This is a genomic window from Lysinibacillus sp. FSL K6-4013 (genome assembly GCF_038630435.1).
GTDB lineage: Bacteria > Bacillota > Bacilli > Bacillales_A > Planococcaceae > Lysinibacillus > Lysinibacillus boronitolerans.
This window is the reverse complement of sequence record NZ_CP152031.1, coordinates 106,632-122,631: the sequence shown is the minus strand read 5'-3', so window position 1 is coordinate 122,631 and position 16,000 is coordinate 106,632. Positions and strand designations below refer to the sequence as shown.

The following is a 16,000-nucleotide window of genomic DNA, read 5'->3' as shown; positions in this document are numbered from 1 at the left end:
TCATTTCCTATTGGTTACGTTTATAGAGCTTATATAAACCCTTTAACGTTAAAAATGGATCTACAACATCTATAATTTGTGTCTCCCCTGCGATTAGATTTGCTAATCCACCTGTAGCAATAACTAATGGCTCCTCTTTACTTTGTGCTTTTATACGATTAACAATGCCCTCAACTTGCCCGACAAAGCCATAAAAAATTCCCGCCTGCATGGCAGAAACGGTCGTTTTCCCCACGATATGTGTAGGTCGAACGATTTCAATACGCGGCAATCTTGCAGCCTGTGTATAAAGAGCCTCTGTAGAAATAGTGATGCCTGGCGCAATAGCTCCCCCCATGTAATCACCCTTTTCGTTCAAATAACAATAGGTTGTTGCTGTCCCAAAATCAACTATGATACAAGGGGCCTTATATAAATCTAGAGCTGCTATGGCATTCACTATGCGATCAGACCCAACCTCACGTGGATTTTCGTATTTAATATTTAAACCCGTTTTTACACCTGGTCCTACTACCAAAGGCTTTTTTCGAAAATACTTCTGGCACATCGCCTCTAGGGAAAACATAATTGGTGGCACAACTGAGGATATAATAATGCCTGTTATTTGTTCAAATGAAATGCCTGCATGATTAAAAAAGGAAAGAACTTGCATGGCATATTCATCTTCTGTTTTATGAAGATCCGTCACCATACGCCAATGGAAGGCTAATTGATCGTTGTCATCATAGACACCTAATACAATATTTGAATTCCCTGCATCTAAAACTAAAATCAAAAATGACACCTCCCATATCGTCATTGTAACTTTCGCAATCCCCATATTACAACATTCTCTCTAACTGGAATGAGGATAAAACACTTTAGAAAATGATACCATACTTTTTATCTTGATTCAGCAGATGTTGTTTGTACTGTAGGGGGCATGCTAGGTACAGCACCGTCTACTACAAATGGAGATCAAAACTATATTGTTTCATCCTTCCATAAAAAGAGGCACCTAAATATGGCCGCCTCTCTTAAGATCATTTGAAATTAAATTTTTCTGGATCTGGACCACAACGTAGTCCATCGTTCATTGCATCCAACTGTGTCATTTCCTGCTCAGTTAACGCAAAGTCAAAAACAGCTAGGTTTTCAGTCATACGTGCAGGTGTCATCGTTTTTGGAATCGTGACAACATCATGTTGTACATCATAGCGTAATACAATCTGTGCAGGCGTTTTGCCGTATTTAGCGGCTAGCTCTTGAATCAAAGTTTCTTCCAGTAGAGAACCATTCATCAACGGAGACCATGCCTCCACCTGTATCCCCTTATCCTTACAGTAAGCACGTACTTCCTCCTGTGTTAAGTGCGGATGGAATTCAATTTGATTAATAACAGGGACGACAGTCGTTTCCTTCAAAAGGCTTTCTAAATGGTGTACGTGGAAATTACTAACTCCAATTGAACGTACTCGACCATCTTGGTAAATCTTTTCTAGCGCTTTATAAACCTCAAGATAATTTTGGTCTATTCCAGGCCAATGTACTAAATATAAATCCAAATAGTCTAATCCTATTTTTTCTAAACTGCTGTCATATGCCGCAAGTGTTTCTTCATAGGAAAGTCCATCGTTCCAAACTTTTGATGTGATAAATAATTCTTCACGAGTTACTATGCCTTCTTCAATGGCTGCTCGTATCCCTCGTCCAACACTTTCCTCGTTGCGATATACTTGTGCTGTATCAATACTACGATAACCTTTTGCTATAGCTGTTTTAACTGCTTCAGCTAGGTCATCTCCTTCGGGTACTCGAAAAACACCATAACCAACCAACGGCATTTTAAGTCCATTATTCAATACAACATTTCCCATGCGTATACACTCCCATCTGTTTTAGCTAACAAATACCACATCACTCTATCCTAAATATAGATCGTTGCAGCTTGTCTTTTTTACTACTTTATCCTAATGCTTATTAGCAAGAAAAGGCAAAGAAAAAGACTGCTTACTGAACTAGTAAACAGTCTTCCCTATTTTTAATCACGTTTTTCATCGATACCCTTAGGTGCATCATTTGGTTCTTTACGTTCTTTTGCTAGATCCAAAGTTGTTGGATTTGGCTCTTTACTTAATAGCTCTTTTTCAACAACTGGTTCGCCAATAGTATCTAATGTAGGCTTTGCTTCAATCTTTGGAGTGTTCTCCTCAATTTTTTCTACAGCCTCTGGTTCTGGTAATACACCATGATCACGTAAATGCTCAATTTCCTGTGCATTTAATGTTTCTTTTTCCATTAGTGTATTGGCAATTAAATCAAGCAGGTGACGCTTTTCCGTAAGGATACGCTTAGTACGCTCATATTGTGTATCAATAATTTTTTGCATTTCTTTATCAATTTCATAGGCGATTGAATCAGAATAGTTCTGGTCAGAATTAAAGTCGCGGCCAAGGAATACATTACCACCTTGACTTGAACCAAATTGCATTGCGCCAAGATTCTCACTCATTCCGTATTCAGTAACCATAGCACGGGCAATGCTTGTTACCTTTTGGAAATCGTTATGCGCTCCAGTAGAAACTTCACCAAGAACAATTTCTTCAGCTACACGACCACCAAGAAGACCTGCAATACGATCTAAAAGCTCTTGTTTGGTAGTAAAGAAGCGCTCTTCCTTCGGTAACATAATCGCATATCCACCAGCTTGCCCACGAGGAACAATTGTTACTTTGTGTACTGTATCAGCCTCATCTAGTTCAAGACCAACGACTACGTGGCCAGCTTCATGGAAGGATACTAGTTTCTTCTCTTTGGCAGAATATACACGACTGGCTTTTGCAGGACCAGCGATTACTCGGTCTGATGCTTCATCGATATCTGCCATATTAATAGTGCGTTTACTTTTTCGAGCCGCTACAAGCGCTGCCTCGTTTAGTAAGTTTTCTAAATCCGCACCTGAGAAACCTGGTGTACGTTGAGCAACAGCTGCTAAATCAACTGTATCTGCTAAAGGCTTATTGCGTGCATGTACTTTAAGAATTGCTTCACGACCTTTTACATCAGGGTGTCCTACTGTAATTTGACGGTCAAAACGGCCTGGACGTAATAACGCTTTATCTAAAATATCTGGGCGGTTTGTTGCGGCAATGATAATAATCCCTTCATTGGCACCGAAACCATCCATTTCAACTAATAACTGGTTTAATGTTTGTTCACGCTCATCATGGCCTCCACCGAGACCAGCACCACGTTGACGACCTACTGCATCAATCTCATCGATAAAGATGATACATGGAGCATTTTTCTTAGCATTTTCAAATAGATCTCGAACACGTGAAGCACCTACACCGACAAACATTTCTACGAAGTCAGAACCTGAGATAGAGAAGAATGGGACGCCTGCTTCACCTGCTACTGCTCGTGCAAGTAATGTTTTACCTGTACCTGGAGGACCTACAAGTAAGATACCCTTTGGAATACGGGCACCAATTTCAGTGAATTTGCGGTGGTCTTTTAAGAATTCTACCACTTCGACAAGTTCTGCTTTCTCTTCATCAGCACCTGCTACATCTGTAAAACGTACTTTTTTCTTTTGATCATCATACAGTTTAGCTTTACTTTTACCAAAGCTCATCACTTTATTACCGCCACCTTGAGATTGACTCATTAGGAAGAAGAATAAGAAAATGATGATAATGAAAGGAATAATTCCTGTGAAGAATTGAATCCATCCACTTGTTTCTGGTGCTGCTAAAAAACTAATATTACTATTTTTATCCTTAGCAGCCTCATCGATGCGGTCCATTAAAGATTGGTTTTCACGAGGGATGTTTAAAGTAAAACTTTCCCCTTTTTCATACCCCTTCAGTGTTCCTTCAACGACGTAAACTGATTTATCAGGTTGAATTGTAGCACTTGTTATTTCTTTCTTATCTAGAGCTTCTTGAAACTCATGATAAGTTAATTCTTTCGTTGGTGAATTTCCACCATTGAAAGTACCAAAAATACCGATAATCACTAGGAAAATCAGTAGATAGAATATGGTATATCGAAATATTCGATTCATCTCCAGCCTCCTCATTACAAACAGAAAAATTATAAGTAAAATCTTAACATATCATGATTTCATCATACAACGAAAAGCCCTACTTAAAAAATGTTTCGTTCACTTATTGCCGTTATCACAACAGTTTTTAGGCCATCTTTATATGTCCCAGCGTAATTGTACCTGTTCCTCGGGCTCGATATAGCTAAACATTGTGTCAAGATTTTGAATTATGTTCAACATAACAAAAAATACGTGACTTGCGCTGGAGACCTTTACTTTTTATAGCTGGTCTTTTGTATCTTAGAAAGAATATACCTCAGGCTTCAAAATACCGATATAAGGTAAGTTACGATATTTTTCAGCGTAATCTAAGCCATATCCTACAACAAAGCCATCTGGCACTTCAAAACCAACATAGTCAGCAGATAAATTTACTTTTCGGCCTGATGGTTTATCAAGTAATGTAACAATTTTAATGGACTTTGCTTTGCGGTATTTAAATAAATCTACTAGATAGCTTAAAGTTAAACCACTATCAATAATGTCCTCGATAATTAATACGTCACGCCCCTCAACGCTTGTATTCAAATCCTTTAAAATCTTTACTTCACCAGACGACACGGTAGCATTACCATAGCTAGACACATCCATAAAATCAAGTTCGATGAAAGAATCGAAGCGTTTCATTAGGTCTGTCATAAATGGCATTGCCCCTTTAAGTACGCCAACAGCTAATGGAAATGCATCTTTGTATTCCTCTGTTAATTGCGCGCCTAAGTCTGCAATTCTTTCTTGCAGTTGTTCTTCTGTAATCATAATTTTTTCGATGTCGTTTTGTAACATATCGATTCCTCCTCGTGATGTATCAAAAAATCTTCACCCTATTTCGGTGAAATATTTTACAAAGACCTTAGTCTACGATGAGCACTGTATCATCGTTTGGTTGCGGAGTGGTTGAAAAAAATATTCCCATACGCACACCAATTACCGCTACCACCTCATCAGATTGAGAAATCAGTAACGGCCAGCTATTTCGCTCATTTAAAGGAATCTTTTCATCTATAAAAAGGCGAGATAAGCGTTTTGGCTGATCCATTCCTTTTAACAGCATTCTATCTCCATCCTTGCGTGCCCGAACATAGAGCGGTAGGTGGAGTTTGCTAGCGTTAAAATAAAAAAGTTGTGCAGTATCCGTCAGCAATTCAGACGATAAATCATGCAAATTGACTACGCGTAAGCGCTCACCATTTGTCAGTGTTGTCCAGCCATTAGCAGTCAAAATAACCTGTTTCTCAGGAGAAGCTAGGCCCTCTAACGGCTCATTTTTCTGAATCGTTAATTTTCCATAACGGCGAACTGCTAGAAAATCTTCAGGTAAGTGAATTTCAGCATACCCTGCTGTTGTATCACAAAGCTTTAAAATTGAAGTCAATAAGGCATAACTTTGTATCGTATTTGAATCTTTGTAAAGATAGTTTAATAGTATTAAAATGAGCCTCCTTTGTAAAGCAAGTGGTACCAATTGAAATGCCTCAATTTCCATGCTATATGTATTTTCATTATTTCTTATGATGATTTGGGAAAATACATCTTGGGCCAATGTCATTAAAAAGGTATCGTCTTCTTGCAATTGCTTTGTGAAATGGGTCACCTGTTCAGTCACTCGCGGATTCTCTGCCTCCAGTAAGGGTACCACATGATGTCTGAAACGATTACGTACATAGGTATCTTTAGAATTGCTAGCATCTTCTCGATAATTTAAACCTTTTCTAAGTAAATATTCCCTTATTTCAGACTTTGTAACCGTTAAAAACGGACGAATTAATGTTTTTCCTTCAAAAAGTCTTTGAGGACGTATGCCCTGCATGCTATTCATTGTTGCATTTTTTGTAAGGGCCATTAATACTGATTCCAGTTGGTCATCCGCATGATGTGCAGTTACAAGCTTATTAGCATTTGTTTTTTGCAGAATTTCTTTGAAATATTGATACCTTTCCCTACGACAAATTAACTGTGTATTACCATTTTCCTGTGCCATTATTGCAGGTATTGAAATTTCCGTGGCATGTAGATAAATGCCATTAGCGTCACAATATTTTTGAACAAAGGCTCTATCCTCAGCAGAGGCTTCCCCCCTCAACATATGATCAACATGTACGGCTTCCACCTGAATGTTCCACTGCTCCTGGGTTTGAATAAAGTAATGAAGTAAAGCCATAGAGTCTACCCCACCCGAAACGGCGACGAGAAGATGGTCGCCTTGCTGTAATAATTGCTCTTCTTCAATAAATGTTTTGACCTTTAATTCAAATGACAAACGCTTCTCCTCCCCTTTTCGTTGTTATTTTAAGATGATTTACTCATTGAATATTGAGCTGGTCTAAAGACAGCCCATGTCGGTACAACATGCGTTACCTCTAACATTAATACTGTACAATCATCTTCTATTTCAAAATAACCTTGGAATGATTGCATAATGGTTGTTAGCTTTTCTTGAATCGTTTTATTTGTACTAGCTACCTGCTGTGCGAAAGCTAAAAATGTCTCCTCTTGTTCATCCCAATCAGCTACACTTGAGAACAGCCCATCTGAATGCATTAAAATAACGTCACCTGCCTTCAGTTTTCTTTTTTCAGCTTCGACTGCTGAAATAGATAAGAATCCTACAGGTGCAGCATTACTTTCAACTTTCAGTACCTCTTTTCCACGCAAAATGTAGGTAGACATTCCACCAGCCTTCCACGACCACAAATCGCCGTGCTGTAAATCGACAAGTGCAAAATCAAGTGTTGCATACATATCATCTTGCTGCTTTAATGCCATGACATAATGGAGCGTATGCATCGCAGTTTCAGGATTCATATTGTAATTTAGGCACTCTCTCATCAAATGGATCAATTTTCTACTTTCATGTTGTGCTTCTTTACTTTGCCCCATACCATCAGACAGCAATATTGCAAATAATCCAGGATGCAACTGGAAAAGAGCATGGGAATCACCCGAATATAGAGTTGCATCTTTAGACATGCTATATATATCATACTCTACTTCAAAGCTAATAGCTGATCTAAAGCATATTTGAACATGACGAAACGGTATTTCACAAGCTACTACTTTTTCAATTTCAAAAGGTTCATCAAAAATCTCATAAAGAATTGGCAGAATCATACGTTCAGCTAATGTTGTATCTTCCTCCCAGTTGACACGTGCTGGTGCTAAGGCACAAACAATCTTTCTTGCCCCAGGCTTATTGCTTAGAACATCAAGTTGAAAACATTCGATATTAGCCTCCTTTAAACGTTCAACAATGTCCTTTTCAACACTTACAAAAGAAATTGTATCCTCCTTCATCTCAGCAATTAACTGATTTAAATGATTGCTCATATCGCGAAGTTGAAGGGCAATCATCTTTTTGCCATGGAAATATTGTCCATTAATACGTTCTCTATAAAGTTCTGTATCTAATTCCTCAAAAATTTTCGTGGACTTCACGCATTTATAGCGTATTTGTTCTTCAACACGATGAATAGCTGATTCCTTGCCTACTCCTTTCATATGAAACCAATCTGTCATCAGCTTGTCCATACCATTATTTTGCGCACCCCAGCAATGATCGTAACGGAAACAGCTTAAACAAGTATTCATTGGAGCTACTTCCTTCGCGGCTTCAACAGGTGCTGTCATAAAGCGATCAAACACAAGTTCCTTCATGAATTGTACAAAATGCTGAAAGTGCTCTAATTTATACGTTACATGTTCCGTTAACCAATTCTGTCGGGCTAGTAAAATCTCCTCTCGTTGTGGAAAGAGCTTGTCCCTTACCTTATCTGAATATTTCTTTGGAATTGTTAGAAATAGAACACTCCCAATAACAATTGAGGTGAAATAAACACTATCTAAAGGCAAAGTGGCGTCATAAAATAAAAAAAATACACTAGGTAAAATACTACCGAGAGCAACACCAAACCTACCACCTTTCGCTCCCATACCTGCACATAATCCTGTTAAGGTAGCTACTGAGAGCATGCCAGTAAACGAAAGCTTGGCCACACCAATAAGCGTCCCTAGCACTGCGCCAATGACAGTTGCTAACGGAACACTTCCAACCAATGCGCCAAAACAGATAAAGAGCTGCAGTAAAAAAATAGGGAGTGAAAAATAGCTTATTACAACCGTTTGCATTCCGGTAAGCATGGCTGCAAAGACGACTAATCCTGAACCAAGCTTTTCATATGTCCAATGCGTCGTAAACCATTCATACGAATTAACAAATAATACTTGCATAAACAATGTCATAATAAGAGCTAAAGCTGCTTCACAGCCCACATAAAATTGTACAAGCACTGGTGGTAAGCCCTGATACATCACTCCTTGCCACATTATTTGTACCAGTAACACAGCTAAAGACACCGCAATACTTTGGGGCAGTTGCCAATAACGGAAACGCATAATACATTCATACAGGAGAATTTGTAAAGCGAGAATTAAGACTTGTCCAAAGCCTAAGAAAAAGCACCCCGCTAAACTCCCAAATAAAACAAATTTGGCATACTCCCTATATTTTGTTCGAATAATGGCCCAAAAAGGAACTGAGAACGGTACAGCCGCTTCAAATACAACAGATTGAGCCAAGAAAAAGGCGGTTAAAAAAAAGAGAGAGCCTATTAGGATCTGCTTCTTTTTCAACCCTATTTTTTGGTCATCTACATCCGTTGTATTATACCATTCAATACTTGTCATTTAACTATCCCCTTTCCGCACTTTTGGTTATTATAAAAAATTATGTGTGGAAAGATTGTCTGACGTTGACATAAAAAAATATAAATATTTCGACTAATAGCTATTCATAAATACGAGAATTGGCAACAATTTCTATAGTGAAAGGCTTTTGATTAATAAAAATATCAGAAAATTCAATTACGGAATCAATATCATAATCATTTACTATTCATCTTAAAGCCTAATTTGAAGGGATTTTACCTACTATCAATGCTTTAATTCAACTATTCTCTAGGATATATTTCTACGTAAGAACAAAAAATCCGCTAAAATACCCTTCTATGTAACTGTCCTGAAATATCTTTAAATATTTTTTACAAACCTACTTGACACTAGCACAATTGGCTTGTATTATTTAACTTGTTGCTTAAACGACATGCGGAAGTAGTTCAGTGGTAGAACACCACCTTGCCAAGGTGGGGGTCGCGAGTTCGAACCTCGTCTTCCGCTCCATTTATAAATATGGCGGCCTAGCTCAGCTGGCTAGAGCGTACGGTTCATACCCGTAAGGTCGGGGGTTCGATCCCCTCGGCCGCCACCAAATAGGCCCGTTGGTCAAGTGGTTAAGACACCGCCCTTTCACGGCGGTAACACGGGTTCGAATCCCGTACGGGTCATCTCAAACAGGTATCTCAGAATCTAGTTCTGAGATACCTGTTTTTATTTCATCCATCTATTTATACCATCTATCTATTACCTTGCAAATTCTATCCGTCAGCTTTAAGTAAAGCTATGTGACAGAATATAAAAGTATGGCATACTAGTAAAAACAACGTTTTTAGGAGGTTTTATTCCCTTGGGTGCATTAACAAAGGCTGCTTTAATTTGTGGAAGTGGCTCAATGATTATTCTTATTTCAATTCTCATAAACTTACCGTTTTTTGTTCAAATAATCCTATTACTTTGTGGACTAGCTGTAAGTGTATATGGTGTTTTTTCACTTGTCAAAATGGTTATCCATCCAGTGAAGAAAGAATCGATAGCTCCACCTGATGAAAAAATAGTAATACCCACAAAAAAGAAAAAGAGACCTTCTTCAACTTTATAGGTATATTAAAAAAGGGAGTAGCTTTTTAAAAAGCTACTCCCAACTCTATTTCATACACTTTTTCTACGATTAAAACAGTCAGCAAACTACCCTCTTCTAGCTCCGCGACCTCCGCGTTTTGATTCTGTAGCACGTTTAAGTGTTGCTAGACGTTCATCACTATCTTTTAAGAAGCGTGCCATTTTTTGCTCAAAATTTTCTTTTGGCTGATGGCGTTCGTTGCGATCATTAGAACGATTATCACGACGTGGACGTGCTGGACGCTCTGGTCTCTCAGCTTGAGGCTTTGCTTTACGGATTGAAAGACCAATCTTTCCGTCCGCTTCAACATTCATCACTTTTACTTCAACTTCATCTCCAACTTTTAGATGCTCATTGATATCTTTTACATAATTGTCAGCAACTTCACTAATGTGAACTAAGCCTGTTTTGCCATCTGGCAGCTCAACGAATGCTCCAAAATTTGTGATTCCTGTTACTTTACCTTGTACCTTGCTGCCTACTTCAATTGACATAAAAAAAATGCTCCTCCTTAAAAATTAAGCGACTCTTTTGAGCCATGTAATCAATTTAATCAAACTTTTTACTGCAATAAGCTTCTCTTTTCATTATATATAACAATAAAAGAGTGTCAACAATACATAGCTTTTCAGTCGTCTTTTTTATCTTCCTTATCTGGAATGATGAAAATAATCTCACCTTTTTCCGATAAGTAGTACTCTTTTCTTAATAGCTTTGCGATATATTCATCATCCTGTAATTGTTTGATTTTAAGATTTAATGTATCTTGTTCTTCTTTCAATTCAGTGAGATGCCGATTCGCTTCTTCTTTGGATTTCTCTTTTGCTGCTAATGTTTCATTCTGTTGTAGCAGCACATTTAAGAGAAGAGCAATAATAATGACTGGTACAATCGCAAAAAAGACAATACGACGCATCTTACGTTTTCGAGCCTGTTGTTTGCGATTTATAGCTCTATCCGTGTTACGGACATAGTCATTATCAAGCTTAGTGAAATTTTGTGATTCATCATTTGATGAATGACGTCTCGTCATGTCCGCACCTCCGAAAATTATTGTTGCTTTTTATTATACTTCAAATATCGTAATTTTTTAAAAAAAGTGTAGGACAAATACGAATAAATTTTGACAAAAGGTCTTATAACAAACATAACAATATTTATTAATAATTGCAAAATTTGTCGAATAACTGTAATTATGAAGCGTACAATGAACCAAAAGGGTCTCCATGTTATATTCACCAAAATTCTAGCAATGAAACGTAAAAAGGTTTGAAAAAATGATTGATACAAAAAAATTCCGGCTATCTGCGCTAGCGGGTCGTAAGCCCGCCAAGCGCCATCCTTTAGCCAAAATAATAAATAGTATGTCAAACCTCCAAGTAGAATCCATGTTAATAACTCAACAACCATCATCCACTTTCGAAGGCTTGACCTTTTTGGAGTTGAAAAAACAATGAGCCTTATACTATCAATAATGAAACCAACTGCTATACCGCTCAAAACCATGACAATTAATTGATAAAATTGTTCACTGACAATCATCCAAATAATTTATGAAGGAAACCTTTCGAGAAGCCACTTTCCTCCTCGTCGTACTGTAAGGTTTTTACAGTTCCTTCAAGTGTCAATAATCCTTTGTCAACATCTAAATGAACGATATGCAGTTCCTCTCCACGGATTAACAAGTGCCCTTGGGACGTCTTAATGAAAAACTCTTCCTGATCAAAGCGTTCAATTGATTTTACAGAAGTCATGTCCATTCTTTTACGATTACGAATCGTTAAAATATGCTCTCCAGATGGAATTGTGTAACGATTACTTTCTTGATGTAGCGTCATTTTTTTCCTCCTTTAGTCGTCCTAGCTTCTGTTCACTTTATGCGGACAACCTTCAAAGCATGACAACTTTATTTAAGTTGTGTAATACTTTCACCCACAGAAAGAAAGGCGGGACAACATTAGAGGGCTAGAAATTAAATTTAGCTTTATTCCTCATCATCAATAAATTCAGGTTCAATTTTTTCAAGTCGTTCTTCTTTCAAAATGGTAAACATTTTTGCTGCATCTTCTTTTTTTACCGTATCACGTATTTCTTCTACACGTGCCGTTACTATTTTTTGACCAAAACGGATAGCAAGCTCATCACCAGCTTTCACTGTACTACTTGCTTTTGCAATCTTTTCGTTGATTGTGATTCGTCCTTGATCTGCCACTTCTTTGGCTAAAGTACGGCGTTTTATTAAACGGGATACTTTTAAAAACTTATCTAATCTCATACTCTTACTCCTTTTCTAGTTGCTTTGCTTCATTCCAAAATGCATCTAATTGTTCTAATGTAAAATCGGAAAATGGTTTTCCACTTGCCTTTACCTGTTGCTCAACATAGCCGAAACGTCTTGCAAATTTCTCATTTGCATGTAGCATTGCTTCTTCTGGTGATAATTTATAGAAACGTGCTAAGTTTACTAGTGTGAACAATACATCACCAAATTCATCAAGACGGGATGCATTAGAGCCTTTCGTCACCTCATGGCGAAATTCCTCCCATTCCTCGGTAAATTTATCCCATGCTCCCTCCACATCTGGCCAGTCAAAGCCCACTTGTGCTGCTCTTTTTTGATAATTGTAGGCTGTTTGTAACGCAGAAGACGCTCTATACTCTTCGTCTAATAACGGTTTATCGCTAGTTCCCTTTTCTTCAGCCTTGATGGCCTCCCAATTAGCCACAACACCATCTGCATCTTCTACTGCTACATCCCCAAAAACGTGTGGATGGCGACGAATCATTTTTTCACTAATTGAAGCTAACACATCTTCAAGTGTAAAGTAGCCTTGATCTTCTCCTATTTGTGCATGTAAAAATACTTGTAACAACACATCACCAAGTTCCTCAATCATGGCAAAATCATCTTCCGCATCAACCGCTGCCAAGTATTCATGTGCTTCTTCAAGTAAGTATTTCTTCAACGACTCATGTGTTTGCTTTTGATCCCAAGGACAGCCATTTGGGCCTCTCAGCGTTGCAATGATTTGGCGGAATGTTGTCCAATCTCTTAATGACTCCTCCTGTGATTTTACAGGTGGTACATAGACTGTTGTTAAATTATTTACTTCTACACTTTGATCGAGTTCATAGAGCGGCACTGTGACAATCTGTTCTTGTGAGGATCCTGCAGCTGTCACAACCGTCACAGGATACTCATCATCATACTTCTCCATCAACGTCAGCTTCACTTCTGATGCACTGAATGTATCGTATACTTGAGCAATCAAGATGTGCTGACGCATGTTAATGTCATGCATTGAAAAGCTCGTACCATCAAGTAATTGAAAGCCTTCAATTGGATCGATTTTTAAGGCACCAAAAATGGGATCTAAGAAACTCTGACCACCCTCAATGACTAGCTCAATTTTCCCTTCATTTGCTGCGGCAATAAGTAATTGCACTGTTTGCTCTGCAACTAATGGATGCCCTGGCACAGCATACATAACATCCTCAACAGCTGTAGCTTTCATCAGAGAATCAGCAATTTCTGCATAAACAGGTTGAAATGTATCGTGTTTTTCATACACATTGTCAAAACTTTCGAATGCCACGCCCTCTGCTGCTAATTCCTCTAAAACCGGATGATCCACTGTCCGTACATATAATTTTTTTGCAGCCTTTAACTTTTTATAAACACCCATTTGCAGCTGATTAAAGTCACCTGCACCTAAACCAATAATTGATAATGTATTCAATATTTACACCTACTTCTTTGAATTTAGCCAAAGTTGATAAACGGCCATTCTACGTCCAAACGGAAGTAAATACCATTCTTTTTCTACTAATGCTCGTTTCTTTGCAATAATTGTTAGCATAACAAATGCCCCAATAGATACTGCTGTCAAACCTGCCACCATGGCTATCATACGTGAAGACATCAGATGGTTTAACAAGGACGATACTAGCTGTAACCATACAAGCACGACGATTGTCATACTAAAAGATGCTATTCCTACTTTTTTATAAAAGGCACCTGAAGCTAATTGAATGCCAGTCAATGTTTTTAAATAAATAATGAGCAAGATTGCTGTTAATAATAATCCTATATCATTAGCGATGGCAGCTCCTAATACTCCCAACCAACCGATTAATCGTACATTCAATATCACTTTTAATAGAAAACCAAACATAAGAAATAAAGCTGGTTTTTTTAATTTTCCATAGCCTTGTAAGATCGCCGTAAATGTAAGAATAATCGACAACGGGACAATTTGAAATACATAGACAATCAATACCTCAGATAAGGAATTGGTTTTAAAAAGCATTTCATTTAAATAAGGCATAACTAGCATTAAGCCTAGTGCAGCAGACCAGCCAAACAGGACAGATGCTTTGTATGTTAATTGTATGAATGGCACGGCACTTCGCCCCTCTTGCTTTTTCGACAAATGGGCGACAAGTGGCACAATGGCCAGCGACAATGAAGATGCAATGACAACACCCAGTTGAACTAACGGCTGTCCTCGATCATAAATACCCTTCGTTTCCTTTGCTATTGTAGGCGTTAGGCCATTATCAATTAATGAAGAATAGATTGTAAATGAATCGACCAATTGATAGCCAAGTAGCAGTAGACCACTCATACTGACGCTCAAACTCAGCCATGTGACCTCTTTAATGATAGGTAAACTTGAATTACGCTGTAGTTGCTGTTTAACTTGCAGTAGACCAAATCGTTTATACGAGATATAAGCAAGTAATAACAAGGCTGTAATTTCTCCAATTACTGTACCGATAACAGCTATTCTTCCTGCACCATAAAGTGATTTCGTCGTTGTCATAATAAGAAAGGTACCTACTAATATGACAGTTACCCTCACTGCTTGTTCAAGTACTTGGGCATAAGCAATGGGCTCCATAATTGCTCTAGATTGAAAGCTACCTTTTAAAATAGCCAGCGCCGGCATAACCAATACTACTAGGGAGCCTGTACGAATAAGTGGTGCTAATTGAATATCTCCCATCAAATGGGCAATCTTTTCAGCACCTCCAAATAAAATGGCGAAAAACAGTAGTGATAATACCGTTAAATACCTGAAAACTACCTGTGTTATAGTTCGACGTCTTTCATCACGTTCTATTGTATCAACAATGCAATCATTGTCTGCAAGCATTTTAGAAATGGCTATAGCAAAGCCACTAGATGTCCAAACAACGAAGATAGAAATAACTGGATATACCTGTTGGTAGATATAAAAGCCTTCATCACCTACTAGATTTTGAAAAGGCACACGGTAAATGGCACTAAGAACTTTTACAATAAGGGCTGCTATCGTCAATAAGGCGGCACCCTTCATGTAGCTTTTCATACCAAAACGTTGCGACATAAATTGCCCTCTTTCCTTCTTAACAATGCCAATAGTATAGCATATCTCGAAAGTTTGACGTGCAAGGTGGCACTACTGTTCCTATAATGATTCATCTTTATGTACGCAAAAAAGTTATTGTTCAGCCTTAAAGGTCATCGCAATAACTTTTCCATGCATTAACTATTCATTTGTTTTGCTAAGAAGTTTGCAGCTGTTTCCACTACTTTGACTTCTACCTCACCAACAAAGTGTACTTTAGACAAGACGATAATACAGCCTATTGGGTCACCATTTACCATAATAGGTGTCGCACAATAAGATTTTACTTGCTCATATTGTCCAGGGACAATTTCAATCGTTGTCTCCATTTTTTCAATTTTTGTTGAGCGCTCGTCCATAAAGCTTTCCGCAAAGGACGTAATGCGACGATTGATATACTCCTTTTTCCCAATCCCTGCAACAGCGATTACTTCATCACGGTCAGTGACAAATGCCGGTGTGCCCATTGTTTCATAAAGTGTTTCAACATATTCTCTTGCAAATTCCCCCAAATCATTGATGGGAGAATATTTTTTTAAAATGACTTCGCCTTCACGGTCCGTATAAATTTCAAGCGGGTCGCCTTCACGAATACGTAGCGTCCTACGAATTTCTTTTGGAATAACTACACGCCCTAAATCATCAATACGACGAACAATTCCTGTTGCCTTCATTCTAATGCCTCGCTTTCGCTACAATGAAATTTTTATTCAATGATAGTATGGTTTT

The 16,000-nt window shown here is 38.1% G+C and carries 15 protein-coding genes and 3 tRNA genes; 4 read left to right on the top strand and 14 right to left on the bottom strand.

Translation table 11 applies throughout. From position 1 onward, the window contains the following. Positions 1–7 precede the first annotated feature (7 nt). The 6 genes from MHB39_RS00625 to MHB39_RS00600 all read right to left on the bottom strand — a co-directional run bounded on the left by MHB39_RS00625 (position 8) and on the right by MHB39_RS00600 (position 8,770). Positions 8–775 (bottom strand): type III pantothenate kinase, encoded by a 768-nt coding sequence (locus tag MHB39_RS00625; RefSeq protein WP_004229137.1) that lies wholly within the window; start codon positions 773–775, stop codon positions 8–10. 247 nt (positions 776–1,022) lie between these two features. Beyond that, positions 1,023–1,856 carry an aldo/keto reductase gene (locus MHB39_RS00620; protein ID WP_016993597.1) on the bottom strand — a complete coding sequence of 278 codons (834 nt, stop codon included), beginning with the start codon at positions 1,854–1,856 and terminating at the stop codon, positions 1,023–1,025. A gap of 164 nt (positions 1,857–2,020) precedes the next feature. Further along, positions 2,021–4,048, bottom strand: a complete 2,028-nt coding sequence (gene ftsH / locus MHB39_RS00615; protein WP_333006334.1) for an ATP-dependent zinc metalloprotease FtsH — start codon at positions 4,046–4,048, stop codon at positions 2,021–2,023. Positions 4,049–4,330: 282 nt separating this feature from the next. Continuing rightward, the gene (gene hpt, locus MHB39_RS00610) at positions 4,331–4,873 is read right to left on the bottom strand and encodes a hypoxanthine phosphoribosyltransferase (protein WP_004229145.1); all 543 of its coding nucleotides are present in this window, start codon (positions 4,871–4,873) and stop codon (positions 4,331–4,333) included. Between the two features lie 67 nt (positions 4,874–4,940). Then, entirely contained in the window at positions 4,941–6,347 is a 1,407-nt protein-coding gene (gene tilS, locus MHB39_RS00605) for a tRNA lysidine(34) synthetase TilS (RefSeq protein ID WP_312126451.1), read from the bottom strand. A gap of 29 nt (positions 6,348–6,376) precedes the next feature. Beyond that, on the bottom strand, positions 6,377–8,770 hold the full coding sequence (locus MHB39_RS00600) for a SpoIIE family protein phosphatase (RefSeq protein WP_036075682.1): 2,394 nt from the start codon (positions 8,768–8,770) through the stop codon (positions 6,377–6,379). 417 nt (positions 8,771–9,187) lie between these two features. Between MHB39_RS00600 and MHB39_RS00595 the strand changes: the two genes are divergently transcribed. The 4 genes from MHB39_RS00595 (at position 9,188) to MHB39_RS00580 (ending at position 9,857) form a co-directional block, all read left to right on the top strand. Then, positions 9,188–9,262 (top strand) — tRNA-Gly (locus MHB39_RS00595). A gap of 11 nt (positions 9,263–9,273) precedes the next feature. After that, positions 9,274–9,350 (top strand) — tRNA-Met (locus MHB39_RS00590). 4 nt (positions 9,351–9,354) lie between these two features. After that, positions 9,355–9,426, top strand: a tRNA-Glu gene (locus MHB39_RS00585). A gap of 179 nt (positions 9,427–9,605) precedes the next feature. Continuing rightward, complete coding sequence (locus tag MHB39_RS00580; RefSeq protein WP_036075683.1) at positions 9,606–9,857, top strand: hypothetical protein; 252 nt, start codon at positions 9,606–9,608, stop codon at positions 9,855–9,857. Positions 9,858–9,943: 86 nt separating this feature from the next. Here the strand turns inward: MHB39_RS00580 and MHB39_RS00575 are convergent, their stop codons facing one another. From MHB39_RS00575 to spoVT, 8 genes are all read right to left on the bottom strand, one after another. Continuing rightward, on the bottom strand, positions 9,944–10,372 hold the full coding sequence (locus tag MHB39_RS00575; RefSeq protein WP_004229154.1) for a S1 domain-containing RNA-binding protein: 429 nt from the start codon (positions 10,370–10,372) through the stop codon (positions 9,944–9,946). 134 nt (positions 10,373–10,506) lie between these two features. Then, on the bottom strand, positions 10,507–10,911 hold the full coding sequence (locus MHB39_RS00570; protein WP_016993778.1) for a septum formation initiator family protein: 405 nt from the start codon (positions 10,909–10,911) through the stop codon (positions 10,507–10,509). A 17-nt stretch (positions 10,912–10,928) separates the two neighbouring features. Further along, positions 10,929–11,420, bottom strand: a complete 492-nt coding sequence (yabQ, locus tag MHB39_RS00565; RefSeq protein ID WP_036075686.1) for a spore cortex biosynthesis protein YabQ — start codon at positions 11,418–11,420, stop codon at positions 10,929–10,931. Next, positions 11,417–11,716, bottom strand: coding sequence for a sporulation protein YabP (yabP, locus tag MHB39_RS00560; protein WP_004229167.1), 300 nt, complete (start codon positions 11,714–11,716; stop codon positions 11,417–11,419). Before yabP ends, yabQ begins: the two co-directional genes overlap by 4 nt. Before the next feature lie 146 nt (positions 11,717–11,862). Further along, the gene (locus MHB39_RS00555; RefSeq protein WP_004229169.1) at positions 11,863–12,153 is read right to left on the bottom strand and encodes an RNA-binding S4 domain-containing protein; all 291 of its coding nucleotides are present in this window, start codon (positions 12,151–12,153) and stop codon (positions 11,863–11,865) included. A 4-nt stretch (positions 12,154–12,157) separates the two neighbouring features. Next, on the bottom strand, positions 12,158–13,618 hold the full coding sequence (mazG, locus tag MHB39_RS00550) for a nucleoside triphosphate pyrophosphohydrolase (protein ID WP_342545589.1): 1,461 nt from the start codon (positions 13,616–13,618) through the stop codon (positions 12,158–12,160). Positions 13,619–13,627: 9 nt separating this feature from the next. Then, positions 13,628–15,250 carry an oligosaccharide flippase family protein gene (locus MHB39_RS00545; protein WP_342545588.1) on the bottom strand — a complete coding sequence of 541 codons (1,623 nt, stop codon included), beginning with the start codon at positions 15,248–15,250 and terminating at the stop codon, positions 13,628–13,630. A gap of 158 nt (positions 15,251–15,408) precedes the next feature. Beyond that, entirely contained in the window at positions 15,409–15,945 is a 537-nt protein-coding gene (spoVT, locus tag MHB39_RS00540) for a stage V sporulation protein T (RefSeq protein WP_004229174.1), read from the bottom strand. Positions 15,946–16,000 lie beyond the last annotated feature (55 nt).